This is a genomic window from Nesterenkonia sp. CL21 (assembly GCF_031705515.1).
Classification (GTDB): Bacteria; Actinomycetota; Actinomycetes; order Actinomycetales; family Micrococcaceae; genus Nesterenkonia; species Nesterenkonia aethiopica.
Genome location: NZ_JAUTWR010000008.1, coordinates 113,172 through 133,922 on the forward strand (window position 1 = coordinate 113,172; position 20,751 = coordinate 133,922).

Consider the following 20,751-nt stretch of genomic DNA (forward strand, 5'->3'; position numbering starts at 1 on the left):
CTGGCCATGCGATACGACTGCGGAATCGATCCCGATGCGGTGACCGCCATCGACATGCACGTGCACCTGGAGGTGGACGAGTGTGGACACCGCGCCCTGCCCGATGAGTTCTTCGACGCCTCCGCGGCCTACTTCAGGACCACCGACCGCACGCCGTCGATCGATCGGATCGCCGAGCTCTACCGGGAGGCTGCCATGGCCGCGGTGGTCTTCACCGTGGACGCCACCACGGCCCTCGGGCATCGTCCCAACTCCATCGACGACCTGGTGGCCGGCTGTCAGCGCCACCGGGAGGTGCTGATGCCCTTCGGCTCCGTCGACCCACGCCAGGGCCGAGCCGCCGTCGTCGAGGCCCGCCGGCAGGCCGAGGAGCTCGGGGTCCGAGGATTCAAGTTCCACCCCTCCGTCCAGGGCTTCGACCCCTCCGAGGAGACCTTCCGCCCGCTCTGGGCGGAGCTGGAGGACATCGGGCTGCCCACGGTCTTCCACACCGGACAGAACGGGATGGGCGCGGGGCTCCCCGGCGGCGGGGGGATCAAGCTGAAACACTCCAACCCGCTGCTGCTGGACGAGGTCGCCGCCGACCACCCGGGGCTGACCATCATCATGGCCCATCCCTCGGTGCCCTGGCAGGAGGAGGCCAACTCGATCGCCACCCATAAGGCCAACGTGTTCATCGACCTCTCCGGCTGGTCCCCCCGCTACTTCCCCGAATCCCTGGTGCGGCTGGCCAGCACCGTGCTGGCCGAGAAGCTGCTCTTCGGCACCGACTTCCCGCTCATCACCCCGGAGAAGTGGCTGCGGAACTTCGCGGAGCTGCCCATCAAGGACGAGGTCCGCCCGCTGATCCTCAAGGAGAACGCGGTGACGCTGTTGGGGCTCGGGGCCGCCGGAGCTGCCGCAGGGAGCCGGTCATGAGTCTCGAGGGCCAGCCCGGCGCCGCGCCCGGAGGCTACGCCGCAGGCCTCGACGCCGACCTGTATGGTTTCGCCGAGCGGCTCACCTCCACCGAGCAGTCCGTCCTGGAGGAGCTGCACGCGGTGCTTCAGGCCGAGGTCCGCCCCCGGCTGGCCGAGGCCTGGGACTCCGCCCGCCTGCCAGAGGCGCTCACTGCGCCGCTGACTCGTCTGCGCCTCATGGACCCGCCGGCCCTGGCCCGGGCCGGTGAGCCCCTGCGGGAGATCATGCGGGGATTCATCAGCTTCGAGATCGCCCGCTGCGACCTCTCCGTGGCCACCTGGTTCAATGCCCAGGCCAGCCTGTTCCGCACGCTCTGCCGGATCGGCGGTGATCCAGAGACCGCCGCCGAGCTGGATCAGCGGATCCGCAGCTATGAGCTCACCGGCGTCTTCGCCCTCACCGAGCCGGGGCACGGCTCCGATGTGGCCCGTGGACTGAGCACCACGGCTGCCCGTTCCCCCGACGGCACGGGCTGGATCCTCGACGGCGCCAAGCGCTGGATCGGCGGAGCCGACCGGGCCGACGTGCTGGCCACCTTTGCCCGGGACGCCGAGGGCGGTCGGATCCGCTGCTTCCTGGTGCCGCGTGAGGCACCAGGGGTCGATGTCCGGGTGATCAGGCATAAGGCCTCTCTGCGCATCATGCAGAATGCGGAGATCCGGTACGAGAGGGTCGAAGTCCCCGACGACGCCCGGCTCCCCGGCATCGACGGTTTCGCTGACGTCTCCCGGTGCCTGCGCCGGATGCGCTCCGACGTCGCCTGGATGGCAGTCGGCGCCATGGCCGGGGCCTATGAGGCGGCGCTGCGGCAGGTCGGAGGCCGCGAGCAGTTCGGTCGGCCCCTGGCGGGATTCCAGCTCATCCAGGAGAAGATCGCGCGGATGCTCGGTCAGCTCACCGGCTCCCTGGCGTTGGTGGTCCGGCTGACCGAGCAGCAGCAGGACGGCATCTACCGGGAGGAGACCTCCGCCCTGGCGAAGATGCAGACCGCCCTGGCGCTCCGGGACGTGGTCGCCCTGGCCCGGGAGGTCTGCGGGGGCGACGGCATCACCCTGGAGTCCGACGTCGCCCGCTTCCATGCCGATGCGGAGGCCGTCTACTCCTATGAAGGCACCCATGAGATCAACGCACTGCTGGTGGGGCGTGCGGTCACCGGACACAGCGCCTTCGTCTGACCTGACCGCAGCGCATCCTGCCCAGCACCTCGCATGACCCCCACAGCACGCCCACAGCACGCCGACAGCAAGGAGAGCATATGACCACCACCGCATCGCAGACCGTGGTGACCTTCGAGGAGGCCGCAGACCTGGCAGGCACTGACCTCGGCACCACCGCGTGGCGCACGGTCACCCAAGAGATGGTCGACACCTTCGCCGACGCCACCGAGGACCACCAGTGGATCCACGTGGACCCCGAGCGGGCCGCCGAGGGGCCTTTCGGCGGAACCATCGCCCACGGGTTCCTCACCCTGGCGCTGATCATCCCGTGCTGGGGGGAGCTGCTCGACGTCACCGGGGTGACCACCAAGGTCAACTACGGGCTGGACAAGGTCCGGTTCACCGCCCCTGTGCGGGTCGGCACCCGGGTGCGGATGCACGGCACTGTCGCCGACGTCGCGATCCTCCCCGGCGGTGGGCTGCACCTGACCGTGGACGCCACCTTCGAGATCGAGGGGCAGGAGCGCCCGGCGCTGGTCGCCCGATTCCTGGCCCGCTTCTATGCCTGAGCACGGCCGTTCCCGTGAGCACATCTGAGGAGAAGACATGACCACCGCCCGCACCACCACCACTCGCCGCCCCCGTCCCCGCGCTCTGGGTGCTGCCGCCGTCGGCCTGCTCGCACTCAGCGCCTGCGGAGCAGACGACGGCACCGCCTCGGAGGAGGGGATCCCCGAGGGGGAGCTCGTCGAGGTCACCGTCGGCGTGCTGCCGATCGCCCCGTCGGTGGGGATCTACTACGGCATCGAGCACGGCATCTTCGAGGAGCACGGGCTCGACGTCGAGCTCGAGTACGCCGACGCCGGCGCCGCGATGCTCCCGGCGGTGAGCACCCAGCAGTACCAGTTCGGCATCGGCAACCCGAACTCCGTGCTCAATGCCGCGGACCAGGGTCTGGACATCCGCATCGTCTCCGGCTACACGAACTCCTGGGCCGAGGGCGACGACGTCGCCGGCGTCATCGCCAAGGCCGACAGCGGCATCGAGGACTGGACCGACCTGGAGGGCGCCTCCGTGGCGATTAACGCGCTGCAGACCCAGGGAGACCTGACCATCATGGATTCGGTGGAGAACGCCGGCGGCGACCCGGAGGCCGTCTCCTTCACGGAGATGCCCTTCCCGGACATGCCTGCGCAGCTGGAGCTGGACAACGTCGACGCCATCTGGGTGCCGGAGCCGTTCATGTCCCAGACGCTCAGCGATGACGCCAACCATCTGGTGGGTCACTCCTTCCAGGACGCCGTCCCGGGGATGCCCACCATGGTGGCGTTCAGCTCCGGAGACTACGTGGACCAGAACCCGGAGGTCGCCCAGGCCTTCCATGACGCCATGCGCGAGGCGCTCTCGGCGGCCCAGGCCGATGAAGAGGGCGCCCGTGAGCTGCTCGTGGACTTCATCGACATGCCCGAAGAGGCCGCGATGAGTATCGCCATGGAGGAGTTCGAGGCGGAGATCCGTACCGAGGAGATCGACGAGGTCGCCGCACTGATGGTCAAGTACGGATTCATCAGCGAGGTGCCGGAGATGTCGGAGATCTACTTCGTCGACTGAGGAGGAGCCACACATGATCAACCACGGTCTGGGGGACTGGATCCACCGACGTCGGGTCCGGATGGCTGATCGGCCCGCCCTGTTCAGCACCGCCGGCGACCTCACCTATGGGGAGCTGGCCTCCCGCATCGACCGGCTGGCTCAGGCCCTGGCCGAGCGCGGAGTGCGGCCGGGAGACCGGGTGGCATACCTGGGGGAGAACGCCCCCTCGGTGCTCGAATGCCTCTTCGCCGCGGGCAGCCTGGGGGCGGTGTTCGTGCCGTTGAACACCCGGCTGGCGCCCCCGGAGCTGGCCTTCCAGCTGCAGGACTCCGGGGCGCGGACGCTGGTCTGCTCCGCCGAGCTCGGCCGGCAGGGTCTGGTCAGCTGCCCAGACACCCCGGTGGAGCGGGTGCTGATCGTCGGCGGGGAGACCGTGCCCGCCGAGCTGGAGGACCTGGCCGTCGAGCATCTGGGTGCCGAGGACTCCGCGCGGCCGGTGCTGGAGGCCTATGAGCCGGTCCTGACCTCGGGAGCCGATGAGCGGCCCCAGGTGCCGGTGGCCCAGGAGGACCTTGCGGTCATCCTATACACCTCGGGCACCACGGGGCGGCCCAAGGGTGCGATGCTCAGCCACGGGAACCTGCACTGGAACGCGCTGAACGTCATCACCGACTACGACATCACCAGTCGGGACGTGGCGCTGATGATCTCCCCGCTGTTCCATGTGGCCGCCCTGAGCCAGGGAACACTGCCGGTGCTGCTCAAGGGCGGCGCCGTCATCCTGGAGACCCGGTTCGATCCGGGACGGGCCCTGCGGCTGATCCGGGAGCACGGGGTGACGAACATGTCCGGGGTGCCCACCACCTATCAGATGCTCTGCGAGCACCCGGACTGGGAGTCCACCGACCTGTCGTCGCTGCGCACGCTGACCTGCGGCGGGTCGGCGGTGCCGGCGCGGGTGCTCGACGCTTACGAGGACCGCGGCATGGCGTTCACCATGGGGTACGGGCTCACCGAGACGGCGCCCGGTGCCACGATGCTGCCGCCCTCCCATTCACGGGCCAAGCAGGGCTCCGCGGGACTGCCGCACTTCCACACCGACGTCCGCGTGGTCCGCCCCGACGGCGGGCGGTGCGCCCCTGGGGAGGTCGGGGAGATCCTTGTCCAGGGCCCGAATGTGGTCTCCGGCTACTGGAACCGGCCCGACGCCACTGCGGCCGCCCTGGACGAGACCGACGAGGGCACCTGGCTGCACACCGGGGACATGGGGCACCTGGACGAGGAGGGGTTCTTGTACGTCACCGATCGGCTGAAGGACATGATCATCTCCGGCGGGGAGAACATCTACCCGGCCCAGGTGGAGCAGGAGCTCGCCCAGCTCGACGCCGTCGCCGCGGTGGCGGTCATCGGCGTCGAGGACGATCGCTGGGGCGAGGTGCCCCGCGCCGTCGTCGTGGTCCGCGAAGGCCACGAGATCACGGCGGAGGAGATCATCGAGCACCTGCAGGGAAGGCTCGCCCGCTACAAGATCCCCAAGTCAGTGGTGTTCGTCGAGGACATGCCGCGCACCGCCTCCGGGAAGATCCGCAAGCCCGCCCTGCGCGAGCTGCACGCCTGACCCCATCCACTGATCAAGGGCCTGTGTAGCGGCCTTGGGGACGCAGCCGCAGGGGCCTCTCCGTCTGTTCTGCGAGCCCATGCGCGATCCACCCGACGGACCGACCCAGCCCGAAGAGCAGAGGTCCGTCGCCCTCGTGCATGCCTGCAGCGAGGACCAGCGCGGCCAGCGCCAGATCGATGTTGGGGTGCTGGCTGCTGCGCCTGTTCACGACCTCCGTCAGGTCGGTGACGGCGGCTGTCACCTCGGTTCCGTGGGGCAGATCCGGGATGAGCTCCAGCAGGGTGGTGGCTCGTGAGTCGCCGTCGGCATAGAGGAAGTGGCCGAATCCCGGCAGTCGGGCGGCCGAGCTGCGGACGGCCGTCCGGAGGGCATCCTCCGGAGCGGCTCCGTCGAGAACCGATCGGAGCAGCTGAACGGTCGTCACGCTGATGCTGCCGTGCAGGGGTGAGGCGAAGGCGCCCAGTGCTGCGGAGAGCACTGCGTAGCCTGAGGCACGGCCTGAGGCGGCGATCCGTCCCGCGAAAGTCGAAATGGCCAGATCGTGGTCGATGGTGAGGATCAGCGCGGCATCCACGGCCCGCACGTGCTCCGGGCGCGGGGGATGGGGCGTCAGGGCCAGCCACAGTGTCTCAGCCACCGACCGCGTCTCCACGCCCGGCGTGAAGGGGTCGCCGAGAAGTCGGGGAACGCCGTGCAGGAATCGGGCGCCTGCCCGCTGCAGCGCCCCCTGGGAGATCTCGTCGCGTCCCGGGTCGGTGGTGCCCAGTCCGATCGCCGCGGCCTGGAGTTGGTCGATGCGATCTGCCCCGGCAGGCAGCGATGCCAGCAGCGTCGCCACTTGTGCGAGGTCTGTCGTCGGAGGCGACGACAGAGGGGCTTCCCAGTCACCGTGCCAGATCCATGCGGCGACCCGCTCCACTGTGCTGGTCCGGGCCAGATCGCTGGCGGACTGACCTCGCAGGTACAGCTCGTCGTCCTCGACCAGCGCGAGGTCCGTGTCCAGGACCATCAGCGGCCTGGCGGTCGATGCTCCGTGGCGGCGCAGGGGGCGGGGTCGGTTCCTGGCGGCGAACGCCTCCACCTCGAGGGGGTCGAACAGTGAACCTTCCTGGGTGCGAGTGCAGCTGATCCGGCCCCGGGAGACATAGGCGTAGAGCGTCTCCACCTTGATGCCGAGGCGTCCGGCGACCTCGACGGAGGTCAGTCTGCGGGGCCCATCCTGAGGGGTCATGTTGATCCGATCAACGTTGATTCGGCCATCGTCACGCCAGACCATGATCCCGCATCCATCAGTCGGAGGAGAAGGAGCGTGCCATGAGTGGTGACCGGATGGACGAGACACTGATCGACGTCCCTCGCGGCCTGACGAATGTCGCTGTCACCGAGACGCGCATCAGCCGGGTCCGGGGGCATGAAGGGTATTACCAGTATCGCGATCGGTCGGCGGTCGAGATGGCCCGAACCGCCACATTCGAAGAGGCTTGGGCGTTGCTGGTCTGCGGGACCGCGTCGGAGGGGGCGACGCTGCGCGATGTCGCCTCGCGCACGCAGCGGCAGCATCGTGGACTGGTGGACCGTGTGAGCCGCGCCGTCGGTTCCGCGTCCGCCCCGCGGAGGCTCGACGTCGTGTCGGGGCTGAAGGCCGCGCTCCCGCTGGTGTCGCAGGAGCTGGAGATGCGGCCGCTGTATGACCTGGACGAGGCGCAGCGGATGGAGGATGTCGTGGTGCTCGTCTCGTTGGTTCCGGAACTGCTCGCGGCATTCCACCGGCTCAAGGACGGACGGGGCGAGGGCCGAGAGGCTGATGGGCCCGCTGCCGCCCCCGGGCTGGTGAGACGGTATCTCCAGCAGGTCACCGACGTCGTCCCGGATCCGGCGTGTGAGCGCGCTCTGAGCGCCTACCTCGTCGCCGCGATGGAGCACGGATTCAACGCTTCCACCTTCACCGCGCGGGTGATCGCCTCCACGGGTGCCGACGTCGCCTCCTGTCTCGCCGGAGCGCTGGGTTCTCTGACGGGTCCTCTCCATGGGGGTGCGCCGTCTCGGGCGCTCGACGCTCTGGACACGGCCGACGCAGCAGGCGGGAGCAGTGAGCAGTGGTTGCGCGGAGAGGTGGCGGCCGGTCGGAGGATCATGGGCTTCGGCCATCCCGTGTACCGCACGGTCGACCCACGCTCACAGATGCTGAAGCAGTTCGTGCGTGACCTCGGCGGCTCGCGTGTCCAGGCGGCCCTGGACTTCGAGCAGGCCGCCGAGAGGGTGCTGGCGGAGCTCAAGCCCGGCAGGGCGCTGCACGCCAATCTTGAGTTCTACGCCTCGGTCCTGATGGAGCGATGTGGAATCCCCCGCGAGATGTTCACGGCGACGTTCGCCGTGGGTCGTGTCGTGGGGTGGTCGGCGCACATTCTGGAGCAGGCGCAGGATTCCAAGATCATCCGGCCTTCGGCCCGATTCACCGGCCCGGAGATCGCCTGACCGTCATCGAGTGGTCATGAACCCCGGCATCTTGACCCGATCTGCGGCGTGGCATCGGGCAGATGGCGGGATTCGTGGCCACTCGATGCTCAGTCCCCGCCGAGCTCCTCGGCAATGACCCGCTGGCCGATGCCGAAGGCGACGTTCGCCGCCGGCACGGAGCAGTAGATGGCCGCCTGGAGGAAGACCTCCTTGATCTCGTCGGCAGTCATGCCGTTGCGCAGGGCGGCGCGGATGTGCATCTCCAGCTCCTCCCAGTAGCCGCCGGCGATCATGGCGGTCAGCGTGATGGCTGAGCGCGTGGTGCGCGGCAGGCCTGGGCGGGTCCAGATGCTGCCCCAGGCGTAGCGAGTGATCAGCTCCTGGAAGTCCTCGGTGAAGGCGTCCTTCTTCGCCTCGGCGCGGTCCACATGCGCATCCGAGAGCACCTCGCGGCGCACCTCCATGCCGGCGGCGTAGGGGTCTTCAGCGGGTGTGGGGCGGGGGTCAGTCATCGAGCAGCTCCTCCAGGAGTCGGGCCGTGGCCTCGGGGGCCTCGGCGGGGGCCAGGTGTGCGACGTCGGGCAGCGTCACCGCCCGCACCGGTACGGAGCCTGCCGCCGCGCCGTCGGCGATCACCGCGGCATCCGCCGGCGGACACACGGTGTCCTCGGCGCCGTTGACCACCAGCAGAGGGCGGGTGAACCGGTCCAGACGGCCGGTGAGGTCATGGGTGCCCAGGGCGTGGCAGGCGTGGGCGTAGCTGTGGCGGTCGGCGTGCTGCAGGGACTGCAGCAGGGACGTGGCCACCCGGGGGTGCTCGGCCATGAACCCGGGGGCGAACCACCGCTGGGCCGAGCCCTCCACCATCGTGGGGGTCCCCGCCTGGGCCACGAGCTCGGCCCGCTCGGCCCAACCCTCCGGGGTGCCGATCCGGGCGGCGGTGCAGATCGCGGCCAGCCGGTCGATGCGGGTCCCCGGCCGCTGGGCCAGGGTCAGCGTGGTGGCTCCGCCGATGGAGACCCCGGCGGCCAGCACCGGGGTCGACGACGGCACTCCGTGTTCGGCAGCCACTCCCGCCAGGATCTCCTCCACGCCGTCGGCCAGGTCCTGGAGGGTGTACGGACCGTCGGAGGGCCGGCTCGCCCCGTGACCCGGCAGATCCCAGCCGATGACGACGAACCGTTCCTGCAGGTGAGGCACCGCGGGCCCCCAGAGCGCCGAGACGCTCGTGCCCAACGACGGGCCCACCAGCAGCAGCGGGCGCTCGCCGGAGGTCAGGTCCTCGATGCGGCCGGCAAGCAGGGTCGGGGTGAGGGTGAGGGATCCCTGGGTCTGCGTCATCGACTCTTCCTGTGATGGCTGGTTGGTCAGTGGGGTGTGGCGGGTGATGCGACGCCGAGGCGTCAGTGGGCGAGCCCCGCTCGCAGCTCGGCGAACCGAGCCCGTGCGGCGTCGATCAGCTGCGCCGAGCGGCCCAGGTACCGGTGAGGGTCCAGCGTCTCGGCCAGCTCGCCGTCGCTGATCGTCTCGGCCGGGAGCTCCTCCCGCAGCCGGACGGCCAGGTCGACCTCCTCACGCGCAGCCTCCGCAAGCAGCGCCTTCAGTCCGGCCGGTCCGCCCGGGTGGGCCTCACCGAGTCGGGCCAGCAGCCGTTCGCCGAGCACTCCCGGGCCCGCGGCGTCCAGGTTCTGACTCATCGCGGTGGGGAACACCTGAAGGCCCTCGCACAGCTCCGCGGCTCGGGCGGCCGCGCCCCCGGTGAGGCGCAGCAGTTCGGTCAGGGCTGGCCATTCGGCGTGCCAGGCGCCGTCGGGCCGTTCGTCCACGGCGGCGCCGGCGGCATGGTGGAGCGTGGCCAGATGTCCGGGTCCGGCCAGGGCGGCGGAGCGGATCAGCACCGAGAGCACCGGATTCTGCTTCTGCGGCATCGCGGAGGAGCCTCCGCGGCCTGGGGCGGAGGGCTCGCGCAGCTCTCCGATCTCCGGGCGCTGCAGGGTCAGCACGTCGGAGGCCAGAGTGCCCAGCGCGGCGAGGGCCTCGGCGGCGGCGGAGGCCGCCTGCAGCACCGGGCCACGGCGGGTGTGCCAGGGCATGGCCGGGAGCGCCAGGCCCAGCTTCTCTGCCAGCCGGGCGGTCAGCTCCTCGGCGCGGGCGGGGGAGCCGGCGAGCTCCACCAGCGCGGCCTGGGTGCCGACGGCCCCGCCCCACTGCAGGGGGGCGGCACCGGCGGCGACATGCAGGTTCTCGGCGGCGTCGCTGAGCGCGGCCAGCCATTGGGCGGCGCGGAGCCCGAAGGCGGTGGGCAGCGCGGGCTGGGTCAGCGACCGGGCGACGGCGAGCGTCTCCCGGTGGGCGTCCGCCGTCCGGCTCAGCACCTCCCCGGTGCGCAGCAGATCCGTCACGACCTGGTCGATCACCCGACGCACCACCAGCATCAGGGCGGTGTCCAGCACGTCCTGGCTGGTGGCTCCGCGGTGCAGCGCGGCATCCGTGGCTCCGCGCTCGGCCAGAAGCCGGCGCACCTCGGCGAGCAGTGGGATCACCGGGTTGCCGCCGCCGGTGGCGGCCTCGGCCAGCACCGCCGGGTCCGGATGGGCTGCCATGTCCCGGCTCAGTTCCCGCAGTGCGTCCGCGCTCTGCGCCGGAGCGAGTTCCGCCTCGGCCAGCACCTCGCCCCAGGTCGCCTCCACCTCCAGCAGCGCGGCGACGACGGCGGCGTCGGAGGTCATCGACGCCGCGGCGGTCCCGGCCCAGGCTGGGTTCAGCAGGCCGTGCTGCCCGGTCGCGGGCCCAGCAGAGTGTTGGTGCAGGGGAGATGTCATGGACACCATCGTGTCAGTCCACCGGGCCGGTGACCTGTGGGGTGTTCGGGTAGCTCAGGAAGACCGTCTCGTCCTGGCCTTGGAACCGGATGTCGAAACGCAGGCCGCCGTCGTCGTCGCGGGCGGCGATCAGCGTGTGGCGTCGGTCCTCCGGCACGGAGGCCAGCAGGGGGTCGGCGGCCAAGGCGTCGGTGTGCTCCGGCAGGTACGCGCGGGTGAAGAGTCGGTCCATCAGTCCGCGGGCGAAGACCGTGACCAGGATGAACGGTGCCGCACCGGCCGACGTCGGGCCCGGCTCCACGGTGGTGAAGCTGTAGTGGCCCACTGCGTCCACGGCGGCCCGGCCCCACCCGGTGAAGGTGTGGCCGTCACGGTGCAGGGAGCCCGGCTCGGCAGGGATGCGGCCCTCGCCGTCGGGCTGCCAGATCTCGATCAGCGCGTCCGGGACGGGGGCGCCGTCGCCGTCGTAGACGGTGCCGTGCAGCCGCACCGCCTGCGGGTGGGAGCGGTCCACCAGATCCGGCCCGCCCTCGTAGGGCAGCGCGAAGCCGAAGAAGGGGCCCACCGTCTGGGCGGGGATGGGGGTCAGGTCGCCGGGGGTGCGGGCCATGATCAGTGCTCCTCCTGCTCGGACCAGGTGCGGTTGCTGCCGGAGAGGACGATGTCCCAGCGGTAGCCGGTGTTCCATTCGTGCTGGGACACCGAGTGGTCGTACTCGGCCACCAGGCGGTCGCGCGCCTTGGGGTCCGTGATGGACTGGTAGATGGGGTCCAGGTCGAAGATCGGGTCCCCGGGGAAGTACATCTGCGTGACGATCCGCTGGGTGAAGTCGGTGCCGAACATCGAGAAGTGCAGATGCGCCGAGCGCCAGGCGTTGTGGTGGTTCTTCCACGGGTAGGGCGCCGGCTTGATGGTGGTGAACGTGTATTCCCCGTTCGGGCCCGTCAGTGCGCGGCCGACGCCGGTGAAGTTGGGGTCCAGCGGGGCGGGGTGCTGGTCCCGCTTGTGCATGTACCGGCCGGCGGCGTTGGCCTGCCACATCTCGATCAGCTGATTCGCCACGGGGCGGCCGTCGCCGTCGAGCACCCGCCCGGTGACGACGATGCGCTCTCCGATGGGCTCACCGTGGTGCTGGATGGTCAGGTCCGCCTCCAGCGGGGAGACGTCCTGGTGGCCGAAGGCCGGGCTGTGGAGCTCGATCTCCTCGGGGTCGGCGTGGTGCAGCGACTTGGTGGGGTGGCGCAGCAGCGAGCTGCGGTAGGGCGGGAAGTTCAGCCGGGCGCTGGTCTCCTCCCCGTCGGCGGCCTTGCGCGACTCGTAGTCGCGGTGGATCTGGGCGATCTCGGCGTCGATCTCCTCCTGGGAGGCCGCCGCCGCATCCGGATCGGTGGGCTTCTCCGCCATGGTTCCGCTCCTTCGCAGGTGAGACCGGGCGCTCCCTGAGGACGCCGGTGGGGACGGGTGCGTCCTCAGTCTGCGGGGCTCTCCGGGGCCCGCACCACGGATGTCTCATTCAATGGCACGGTCGGCTGGGGCATGGCGCGGCTGATGCCGCGGGCGGCGGTCTGCAAGGCCATGAGGAACTGCGGGATCTCGGGCGAGTCCCGCGGTACGACGACGGTCAGCGCGGCCAGTGCGCGTCCGCGAGGGTCCAGCACCGGCACGGAGAGCCCTGCGGTCTCGGTGTTGATGACGCCCACCAGCAGGGCGTGGCCCCGCCGGCGGGCCTCGGCGAGCTCCCGGCGCAGCTCCGGCCGGGCCGCCTCCGCGCGGTCTCCGTGCTCGGCCCACCAGCGCTCGGCGGTGCGCTGAGGTGCGAAGGCCAGCAGCACATGTCCCATGGAAGTCAGATGCGCCGGCATGGTGGTCGCCACCTCCGCCGGGTTGGCGACGGCGCCGTGCCGGGAGAGCCGCTCCACGATCAGTGCGCCGTCGTCGGCGAGCACCGAGAGCTGGGTGGTCTGCCGGACCACCGCATTGACGTCCTGCATGTACGGCAGCGCCGCGCTGCGCAGCTCCCGGTGGATGGGGGCGTGTTGGGCGATCTCCCACACCCGGCGCCCGACGACGATCTCCCCGCCGTCGGTCAGCGCCAGCAGCCCCCGTGTGCGCAGCTCCCGGATGAGCCGGTATCCGGTGGTCCGGGGCAGGCGTGCGGCGGCGACGAGGTCGCCCGGGGTCTGGGCCGGCTGCTCCTCCAGGGCGGCGAACAGCCGCATCAGGCGATCCAGGACGGCATCGCCGCTGGGAGAGTTGGCCATGGGATCAGGGTATCGCCCATGCCGTGGGCGAGTCCTGTTCAATGGGATTCTCCTGGTGTCTCGCCCCTGCCGTCGCCACACTGATCGTGTCCCAGAACACATCAGCAGGACCAGATCAGCAGGGAGAACCAGTGAGCGCACACACCAGCCGAGTCGACGTCGGCATCGTGGGCGGCGGGCCGGCCGGCCTGATGACGGCGCTGCTGCTCACGCGCCGCGGGATCAGCGTCGCCGTCGTCGAACGCCGCAGCCAGGAGACCATCCGGGCCACTCAGCGGGCGGGTATCCTCGAGGCTCCGACGGTGGACATGCTGGTCGACGCCGAGATCGGCTCCCGGGTGCTCACCGAGGGTCACGAGCACGAGGGCACGGTGCTCAGCTTCGACGGGGTCCAGCACCGCATCGACTTCCAGGCCCTGGTGGGCCGCTCGGTGTGGCTCTACCCGCAGAACGAAGTCTTCCATGATTTGGCGACCGCCTGGCAGGCCGAGGGCGGCGAGATCCACTGGGAGGTGGACGACGCCGCCGTCGAAGGGCTCGAGGGCGCCGCCCCGGCGATCACCTTCACGGATGCCGCCGGCGAGGCGCGGCGGATCGAGGCGGAGCTGATCGTCGGCGCCGACGGGTCCCGGTCCATGTGCCGGAAGCTCATCCCTGATGACGTCCGCACCGACTACCGCACCACCTACCCCTTCGCCTGGTTCGGGATCCTCTGCGAGGCCCCGCCTACTGCCCCGGAGCTGATCTATGCGAACTCCGAGGTCGGCTTCGCGCTGATCTCCCAGCGCAACGAGGACATCACCCGCATGTACTTCCAGTGCGATCCGGACACCGACCCCGAGGACTGGAGCGACGACGCCATCTTCGACCACATCCAGCGGGTGCTCGGCGGCGAGGACGTGGTGGCGCTGAAACGCGGGCGGATCATCGACAAGACGGTGCTGCCTTTCCGCTCCTACGTCTGCGACCCGCTGACCCACGGGCGGCTCGTCCTGGCCGGCGACGCCGGGCACACCGTGCCGCCCACCGGTGCCAAGGGGCTCAACCTCGCCTTCTCCGACGTCCGCGCCCTGGTGCCGCGCATCGAGGAGTTCCTCACCGGCCTGAGGCAGGGCGTCGAGGGCGCGGCCGACGTCGACCCGGAGACTGTCACCGAACCCCTGCGCCGCTATTCGAAGACCGCATTGGACCGGGTGTGGAAGGCCCAGAACTTCTCATGGTGGGCCACCAACCTGCTGCACCGCCGGCCCGGGGAGGATCCCTTCGCCCACCAGCGACGCCGCGGTGAGTTCGACGCCATCACCGGATCAGTCCACGGGCAGGCCTACTTCGCGGACTCGTACACCGGCTGGGCCGACGCCTGACGACCTGAGAACCTGACGACCTGACCACCTGAGAACCCACCACGGGACAGACCACCGGGCAGACCACCACGAGAGAGAGGCATCGATGACGCTGCTGGACTCCACCACCTGGACGGGAAAGATCCACTCCACGCGCTGGACGGAGGGCTCTGACGGCACGATCACCGTCCGGGAGCCCGCCACCGGCGAGACCCTCGGGGCCGTGGGCGCCGCCTCCCGGGAGGACGTGCTCGCCGCCTCCCGCGCGGCCGCCGCCGCGCAGAAGGACTGGGCCGCCCGACCCCCGCGGGAGCGGGCTGCCGTGCTGCGCCGGGCCGGACGGCTCTTCGAGGAGCACGCCGAGGAGATCCGCTCCTGGATCGTCTCCGAGACCGGCGCCATCCCGCCCAAGGGCGGGCTGGAGGCCAAGATCGCCGCTGACGAGTGCCACGGGGCGGCCGCGCTGCCCACCCACCCGCACGGTGAGGTGCTGGCCACCGATGAGGATCGCTGGTCCCAGGCGCGGCGCCGGCCCGCCGGAGTGGTCTCCGTGATCGCCCCGTTCAACTTCCCGCTGATCCTCTCCATCCGCTCCGTGGCGCCCGCGTTGGCGCTGGGCAATGCCGTGCTGCTCAAGCCCGACCCGCGCACCTCCGTCTCCGGGGGTGTGGTGCTGGCCCGCATCTTCGAGGAGGCCGGCCTGCCCGAGGGGCTGCTGCATCTGCTGCCCGGCGGCCGAGAGACCGGCGCCGCCGTCGTCGAGGCCCCGGAGGTGCGCGTGGTGGCCTTCACCGGTTCCACGGAGGCCGGCCGCAGCATCGGGGAGACCTGCGCCCGGCTGCTGAAGCGGCCGCATCTGGAACTCGGCGGAAACAACGCGATGATCGTGCTCCCCGAGGCTGACCTGGACCGGGCGGTCGCCGCGGCGGCCTTCGGCTCCTTCATGCACCAGGGACAGATCTGCATGACCACGGGGCGGCACCTCGTCCACGAGGACATCCATGACGACTACCTGGAGCGACTCGCCGCGAAGGCCGACGGCCTGCCGGTGGGTGACCCGGCCCGGGAGCAGGTGGCCCTGGGGCCGATCATCGATGAGAACCAGCTCAAGCGGGTGGACTCCATCGTCCAGGAGACCGTGCTCCACGGCGGCCGCGTGGTGGCCGGCGGCACCCATGACGGACCGTTCTACCGGCCTACGGTGCTCACCGACCTGACCGAGGAGAGCCCCGCCTGGGCGAAGGAGATCTTCGGGCCGGTGGCCCCGGTGATGCGGTTCCGCACCGAGGAGGAGGCCATCGCCCTGGCCAATGGCAGCGCCTACGGGCTCTCCGCCTCCATCCTGGGCGACGTCGGCGCGGCCATGCGAATCGCCGACCAGCTCGCCTCTGGGAAGATCCACATCAATGAGCAGACCGTCTCCGATGAGGCCTATGCCCCCTTCGGCGGCGTCGGCGACTCCGGCAACGGGAGCCGGGTAGGAGGCGCGGCCGCCAATATCGAGTCCTTCACCGAGCTGCAGTGGCTGACCCTGCGTCCGGAGATCGCCCAGTACCCGTTCTGACGCCGTCTCTCCGTCCCGACGCCGTTGGTCCCGACGCCGGCCAGGCCGCCGTCGTCGTCGGCTCCGGCGTACTCTGAGCAGGGGCAAGGAGACGTCAGGAGGCGCGGGTGAGCAGAGGCGAGCCGTCACAGGTGGGCGCATCGGGCCGCGAGGGTCCGGGGATCGGGCTGCTGGCCGCGCTGCTCGGTGCGGTCGGGATCGGCCCGGTGCTGCTCTACGGGCTCAGCGCCACCAGTGAGCTGGTGATCGCCGACCTCGGCATCACCGAAGCCCAGTTCGGACTCTTCGCCACCGTCTGCTTCGCCTGCGCCGCCGTGGGCAACGCGTCTCTGGCCCGACTCTCGGACCGGCTCTCCGACCGTGTCCTGATGAGCCTGATCTTCGTGCTTGCCGCGCTCGCCCTCGGCCTGGCCGCCGTGCCAGGAGGCTACGTCCTAGTGCTCGTGGCCGCCGGGGTCTCCGGGCTGGCCCAGTCCTTCCCCAACGGGGTCACCAACAGGATCCTGCTGCAGCGCGTGCCCGCCCGCCGGCGCATCGGCTGGGCCGGAATCAAGCAGTCCGGGGTGCAGGCCAGCCAGCTCACCGCCAGCCTCGCCTTCCCCGCCCTGGCGGTGTGGATCGGCTGGCGCGGCGCGTCCCTGCTCTCTGTACTGCTGGCCCTGGGCCTGATGGCGCTGACCTTCCGCGCCCTGCGAGCGGCACCGCCGCTGAGCGCCCCCGATCCTGGTCGCTCCAGGCCGACCTCGGCCTCCCCGGGTGCGACGCCGGAGGCGCCCGGCGCGTCACCGGCCACAGGCCGGGGACCGGAAGGGGCGCCGTCGAGATCGCGCCTGCCGAGTGCGGTGTGGGCGCTGACGCTCTTCGGCTTCCTCAACGGGCTGGGCGTCCAGGCGACCAACGTGTACCTGCCGCTGTTCGCGGTGCGGGAGCTGGAGTTCAGTCTGCTCGCTGGCGGCATGACCGCCGCGGCCGCCGGCGCGATCGGGGTGGCCGCCCGCGTGGGATGGGGCCGGGTGATGTCGCGCGGCGCCTCTGCACCGAGGCTGCTGCTCGCCCTGGCGCTGATGGCGCTCGCCGGGGCCGGGACGTTCCTGCTGGCTGGGGCGACCGGATGGGCAGCGCTGCTGTGGCTGGCCGTGGCGCTGCACGGGGCCTCGGCGCTGGGGGTCTCCGTGGTGATCATGGGGGCGCTGCTGCGCCGCATCCCCGCGGAGAAGATGGCCTCGGCCACCGGGATCGCCACGGCGGGGATGTTCGCCGGATTCACCCTGGGCCCGCTCGTGATGGGGCTGCTGATCGGCGCCACGGGAGGATTTCGAGCCGGGTGGCTGGCCGCGGCCGGGACCTATGCCGGCTGCGCAGTGCTCGCCGCCGCGCTGGTGGCCCGGGGCCGGTGACTTCTGCCGCGTTGCCACCGGAGCAATTGTCCCTAAACGTCGCTTCAGTGCCTGGATTCCGACCACCGCTCCGGAGCCAAGGGGTGGGGCGCCAAGGGTTCGAGTGCCGACGTGGCAGACTCGTGGTGGCGCAGCCGACGGGTGAGGCCTTCGCAGAAGCGGCATCGACGCGGTGCTGAGGCAGGGAGGAGCGCATGGCAGAGTCCACGGATCGCGGATGGTTGGAGTCCAAGCTGCTCGCCGACGGCGAGGAGCCGGACCCCCGGTTCACCCTCGCCAATGAGCGCACCTTCCTGGCCTGGATCCGCACCGCCCTGGCCTTCCTGGCCGGCGGCATCGCCCTGGAGGCGTTCGCCGCCGACGTCTTCGCCGACCCCTACCGGACCATCATCTCCGTGCTCACCATCGGGGTCGGGCTGCTCATCAGCCTTGGGGCGGCGGCCCGCTGGCTGCATGTGGAGCGCAGCCTGCGCCGTCGTCGTCCGCTGCCCATGCCGCTGATCATCCCGGTGCTCAGCTTCGCCTCCGGGGTGGCGATGGCGGTGGTGATCCTGCTGGTGGTCATCAGCTGATGCCGTCCACCCCGGCCGCACTGCACGGCGACCCCGGACTCCAGCCGGAGCGCACAGTGCTCTCCTGGGGCCGCACCATGCTGCTGTTCGCCCTCATCGGAGCGGTGTTCCTGCGCTGGATGCCGCACTACGGGCTGTGGACCCTGCTGCTGACACTGGTCTGCGCCGGTGTCGCGGCCGGCATCTACCTCACCCAGCGGGTCCGCTACCGGCGCCAGGCCCGCGGGGTCCAGCAGGAGAAGGTGGAGGCCGACGTCGTGGCGGTCCTCTGCACTACCGGTGCCGTCGTCGCCCTGGGCGTGTTGGGTCTGTTCGCGGTGCTGTGGGCCTGAACGCCCCCTGAACGTCCGGCGTCGAGTCTGGTGGCAGGCTGGATGGGGCCTGGCTTGCGTGTTGTGTCCCGTGTGCTACGTTGCCCGCTCATCCACGATCAGGAGGTGCTTGTCATGTCCAAGAAGCTGTTGACAAGCTGTGCCCTGGCCGGCGTGCTCCTCGGAGTCGCGGCCTGCGGCGATGCCCCCGAGGAGGGGGCCGACGCGGACACCACCGCCGAGGCGGAGCAGGGCGCCGAAGAGCAGGGTGCCGAACAGGGCGCTGAAGAGCAGGGTGCCGAGGGTGAGGCCGGTGCTGAGGGCGAGATGCCCGAGCCGGACACCTCGGACATCCCCGACGTGGTCGCCGAGGTCAACGGGGAGGAGATCTCCGGGGAGGACTTCGCGGCCTTCTACGAGAGCCAGTTCCAGCAGGCCGTCATGCAGTCCCAGATGAGCGGTGAAGAGCCGGACGAGGACGCCATCAAGGAGCAGTCCCTGGAGTCCATGATCGGCAACGAGCTGCTCATCCAGGACGCGGAGGACTCCGGCTACGAGGCCAGCGAGGACGACGTCGAGGCGCTGTTGGAGGATACCGCGGAGCAGTCCGGCATGGAGTCGGTGGACGACCTCATCGCCGCCTACGAGGAGCAGGGCATGGACGAGGAGCAGCTCCGCGAGGACGCCCAGAACCAGGTGCTCATCGACCAGGTGATCGAGGACATCGACGTCGAGGAGCCCTCCGAGGAGGAGCTTCGGGACTACTACGACCAGTCCGTGGGTCAGCAGGCCCCGCCCGAGGAGGGCGCTGAGGAGGGTGCCGAGGGCGAGGCCCCCGAGACCCCGGAGTTCGAGGACGTCAAGGACGAGCTCGAGGACCAGCTGACCAGCCAGAAGCAGGGTGAGGCCGCCCAGGCCCACGTGGACGAGCTCCGCGAGGACGCCGACGTGGAGACTCACCTCTGAGTCGCTGACTCACCCCGCGTCACAGACTCACCCACATCGCCGACCCGCCTCGGGTGCGGCTGACACACATCGATCGGTCGATCCGGCGAGATCACCGGGCCTGTGAGGCTCAGATCCCGTCGGATCGACCGATCGGTGCGTCGTGGCGCGCCATGCGCCTGCGCCGGTCAGCCGGCTGGAAGGGCGAACTGCGCGACGACGGCTGCCGCCAGATACGCAGATCCCAGGGTGAGGAACCCGATGAGCACGACCTTCCAGCTCATCTTCTTCAGCCCATCGATGTCGCGGCCGAGGCTCAGCCCGAGCAGTGCGATCTGCGGAAGGCCGACCAGCAGCACGTTGAGGTCCTGGGTCATGGCCACGAGGAACTCGGAGCCGGGGAAGAACGGCGCCGAGGCCAGGGTCGCCATGCCGAGCACCCAGATGCTCGCCGGCACCCCTCGGGTGTAGCGGGCCAGCAGGAAGGCCAGCACGGAGAGCCCGGTGACCATGGTGATGCCGATGATGCCGGTCAGGTTCAGCTCGCCGGTGCCCTGCCAGTTGATCAGCAGCCCGGCGACGCCGGTGAAGATGAAGGCGGCCACCCAGGCGGCGATGGTCGTCGGCGGCGGCGGGTCCTGCGGCTTCTTCGCCCGCGCCGGGCTCTCCTCCGGGGCGGGGACAGGCTCGGCGGCGATGCTGCGCGCGTCGGCCTCCTGCTTGCCGAGGACCTTCACCCAGACCCGGTAGAACCAGCGGGCGAAGGGCAGCACCACGTAGACGCCCATGTAGAAGCCCACGATGTTGGTGACCAGGTTGGAGATCGCGGCCAGGGCCATGATCTCGCCAGCCATCTCCGGGTAGAGCACGGTCAGCGAGCCGACGCCGCCGAGCATCATGGAGGCCGAGCCGAGACCGCAGGCCAGGGCGAGGGCGCGGGGGTCGAAGATCTCCAGGCCGCCGGTGATGCCGGCGATCAGCGAGATGAAGGCCGCACCGAAGACGGTGCCGAGCAGCCAGACGCCGAACACGCCCTGGTACTCGGGTGCCCGGACGCCCCACTTGTCGATGGCGTAGGCGAGGTAGGACTCACGGTTGGCCGACCAGGTCGCGCCGATGGCCACGCGTCCCATGCCCATGGCCACGGCCACCGGGATGCCGATGATGACGGTGCCGAAGGCGTTGCCCAGCTCCTGCAGGGCGATGGCGGGTCCGATGTCCACCAGATCCGGCAGGGACGGGCCGATGCCGGTGCCCAGCAGGGCGAGGAAGACGACGATGCCGACCCGGATCAGCAGTTCGCTGACGGCTCGCGTGGGCCCGGTGACGGGGCGCCAGGGCTGGAGTCCGACGACGGCGCCGATCAGCACTGCCCACAGCAGCGGGAACAGCACGATGGCGGCGAGGCCGATGGTGAGCTCATAGGTGCCGATGAGGACGGCGGCCGCGGAGACGCCGACGCCGAGTCCCATGGCCCACATCCAGGAGCGGCGCGAGTGCCTCTGGTGCGGAGGGTCGACGGCGGCGGCCTCCGATGCCGCCTCGGTGTGGTGTCCGGTGGTCTGCATTCAAGCCTCCCGCGTGAATTGGTATACCAAAACCATAGGGAGCGGTGTGACGTCCGTCAATAGCTGCTGTGAGGCGTTTCACAGAGTGAGAAGGTTCTGTCGCTCAACAGCAGGCGCGGCGTCGCGACGCGGACGAGCCGGCCCGGGAGCAGGGGGAGACTCCCGGGCCGACCCGTACGG

General features: G+C 70.6%; 20 protein-coding genes. 12 read left to right on the forward strand and 8 right to left on the reverse strand.

Translation table 11 applies throughout. From position 1 onward, the window contains the following. The 5 genes from Q7C18_RS12355 to Q7C18_RS12375 all read left to right on the forward strand — a co-directional run bounded on the left by Q7C18_RS12355 (nt 1) and on the right by Q7C18_RS12375 (nt 5,328). A complete protein-coding gene (locus Q7C18_RS12355) occupies nt 1–918 on the forward strand; it encodes an amidohydrolase family protein (protein ID WP_311025676.1) in 918 nt (305 codons plus the stop codon). After that, complete coding sequence (locus Q7C18_RS12360) at nt 915–2,135, forward strand: acyl-CoA dehydrogenase family protein (RefSeq protein WP_311025638.1); 1,221 nt, start codon at nt 915–917, stop codon at nt 2,133–2,135. The genes Q7C18_RS12355 and Q7C18_RS12360 overlap by 4 nt, the downstream gene beginning before the upstream one ends. Nucleotides 2,136–2,215: 80 nt before the next feature. Continuing rightward, the gene (locus tag Q7C18_RS12365) at nt 2,216–2,686 is read left to right on the forward strand and encodes a MaoC family dehydratase (RefSeq protein ID WP_070160189.1); all 471 of its coding nucleotides are present in this window, start codon (nt 2,216–2,218) and stop codon (nt 2,684–2,686) included. A 37-nt stretch (nt 2,687–2,723) separates the two neighbouring features. Then, entirely contained in the window at nt 2,724–3,728 is a 1,005-nt protein-coding gene (locus Q7C18_RS12370; RefSeq protein WP_311025639.1) for an ABC transporter substrate-binding protein, read from the forward strand. Between the two features lie 13 nt (nt 3,729–3,741). Then, nucleotides 3,742–5,328 carry a long-chain-fatty-acid--CoA ligase gene (locus Q7C18_RS12375; RefSeq protein ID WP_311025640.1) on the forward strand — a complete coding sequence of 529 codons (1,587 nt, stop codon included), beginning with the start codon at nt 3,742–3,744 and terminating at the stop codon, nt 5,326–5,328. A 13-nt stretch (nt 5,329–5,341) separates the two neighbouring features. On the opposite strand, the gene Q7C18_RS12380 is transcribed toward Q7C18_RS12375, so the two are convergent. Next, nucleotides 5,342–6,562 (reverse strand): citrate synthase, encoded by a 1,221-nt coding sequence (locus tag Q7C18_RS12380; protein ID WP_311025641.1) that lies wholly within the window; start codon nt 6,560–6,562, stop codon nt 5,342–5,344. Between the two features lie 83 nt (nt 6,563–6,645). On the opposite strand from Q7C18_RS12380, the gene Q7C18_RS12385 reads away from it, so the two are divergent. Further along, entirely contained in the window at nt 6,646–7,806 is a 1,161-nt protein-coding gene (locus tag Q7C18_RS12385) for a citrate/2-methylcitrate synthase (RefSeq protein ID WP_311025642.1), read from the forward strand. 89 nt (nt 7,807–7,895) lie between these two features. Here Q7C18_RS12385 and pcaC read toward each other — a convergent pair whose 3' ends face one another. From pcaC to Q7C18_RS12415, 6 genes are all read right to left on the reverse strand, one after another. Next, nucleotides 7,896–8,300 carry a 4-carboxymuconolactone decarboxylase gene (pcaC, locus tag Q7C18_RS12390; RefSeq protein WP_311025643.1) on the reverse strand — a complete coding sequence of 135 codons (405 nt, stop codon included), beginning with the start codon at nt 8,298–8,300 and terminating at the stop codon, nt 7,896–7,898. Further along, entirely contained in the window at nt 8,293–9,129 is an 837-nt protein-coding gene (locus Q7C18_RS12395) for an alpha/beta fold hydrolase (protein ID WP_311025644.1), read from the reverse strand. Before Q7C18_RS12395 ends, pcaC begins: the two co-directional genes overlap by 8 nt. A gap of 62 nt (nt 9,130–9,191) precedes the next feature. After that, nucleotides 9,192–10,610 (reverse strand): lyase family protein, encoded by a 1,419-nt coding sequence (locus Q7C18_RS12400; protein WP_311025645.1) that lies wholly within the window; start codon nt 10,608–10,610, stop codon nt 9,192–9,194. A 13-nt stretch (nt 10,611–10,623) separates the two neighbouring features. After that, the gene (gene pcaG, locus Q7C18_RS12405) at nt 10,624–11,220 is read right to left on the reverse strand and encodes a protocatechuate 3,4-dioxygenase subunit alpha (protein ID WP_311025646.1); all 597 of its coding nucleotides are present in this window, start codon (nt 11,218–11,220) and stop codon (nt 10,624–10,626) included. A gap of 2 nt (nt 11,221–11,222) precedes the next feature. Further along, nucleotides 11,223–12,014, reverse strand: a complete 792-nt coding sequence (gene pcaH / locus Q7C18_RS12410) for a protocatechuate 3,4-dioxygenase subunit beta (protein WP_311025647.1) — start codon at nt 12,012–12,014, stop codon at nt 11,223–11,225. Between the two features lie 65 nt (nt 12,015–12,079). Beyond that, nucleotides 12,080–12,871, reverse strand: a complete 792-nt coding sequence (locus Q7C18_RS12415) for an IclR family transcriptional regulator C-terminal domain-containing protein (protein ID WP_311025648.1) — start codon at nt 12,869–12,871, stop codon at nt 12,080–12,082. 131 nt (nt 12,872–13,002) lie between these two features. On the opposite strand from Q7C18_RS12415, the gene Q7C18_RS12420 reads away from it, so the two are divergent. The 6 genes from Q7C18_RS12420 (at nt 13,003) to Q7C18_RS12445 (ending at nt 19,024) form a co-directional block, all read left to right on the forward strand. Continuing rightward, nucleotides 13,003–14,235 (forward strand): 4-hydroxybenzoate 3-monooxygenase, encoded by a 1,233-nt coding sequence (locus tag Q7C18_RS12420; RefSeq protein WP_311025649.1) that lies wholly within the window; start codon nt 13,003–13,005, stop codon nt 14,233–14,235. Between the two features lie 85 nt (nt 14,236–14,320). Further along, nucleotides 14,321–15,778: a benzaldehyde dehydrogenase gene (locus Q7C18_RS12425; RefSeq protein WP_311025650.1), complete on the forward strand. Its 1,458-nt coding sequence runs from the start codon at nt 14,321–14,323 to the stop codon at nt 15,776–15,778. A gap of 107 nt (nt 15,779–15,885) precedes the next feature. Then, nucleotides 15,886–17,175 carry an MFS transporter gene (locus tag Q7C18_RS12430; RefSeq protein WP_311025651.1) on the forward strand — a complete coding sequence of 430 codons (1,290 nt, stop codon included), beginning with the start codon at nt 15,886–15,888 and terminating at the stop codon, nt 17,173–17,175. 194 nt (nt 17,176–17,369) lie between these two features. After that, nucleotides 17,370–17,747 (forward strand): YidH family protein, encoded by a 378-nt coding sequence (locus Q7C18_RS12435; protein ID WP_085437264.1) that lies wholly within the window; start codon nt 17,370–17,372, stop codon nt 17,745–17,747. After that, nucleotides 17,747–18,079 carry a DUF202 domain-containing protein gene (locus Q7C18_RS12440; RefSeq protein ID WP_070161348.1) on the forward strand — a complete coding sequence of 111 codons (333 nt, stop codon included), beginning with the start codon at nt 17,747–17,749 and terminating at the stop codon, nt 18,077–18,079. The genes Q7C18_RS12435 and Q7C18_RS12440 overlap by 1 nt, the downstream gene beginning before the upstream one ends. Before the next feature lie 114 nt (nt 18,080–18,193). Then, nucleotides 18,194–19,024 (forward strand): SurA N-terminal domain-containing protein, encoded by an 831-nt coding sequence (locus tag Q7C18_RS12445; protein WP_070161346.1) that lies wholly within the window; start codon nt 18,194–18,196, stop codon nt 19,022–19,024. A 167-nt stretch (nt 19,025–19,191) separates the two neighbouring features. On the opposite strand, the gene Q7C18_RS12450 is transcribed toward Q7C18_RS12445, so the two are convergent. Next, on the reverse strand, nt 19,192–20,571 hold the full coding sequence (locus tag Q7C18_RS12450) for a DUF3100 domain-containing protein (RefSeq protein WP_237089971.1): 1,380 nt from the start codon (nt 20,569–20,571) through the stop codon (nt 19,192–19,194). Between the last annotated feature and the right edge of the window lie 180 nt (nt 20,572–20,751).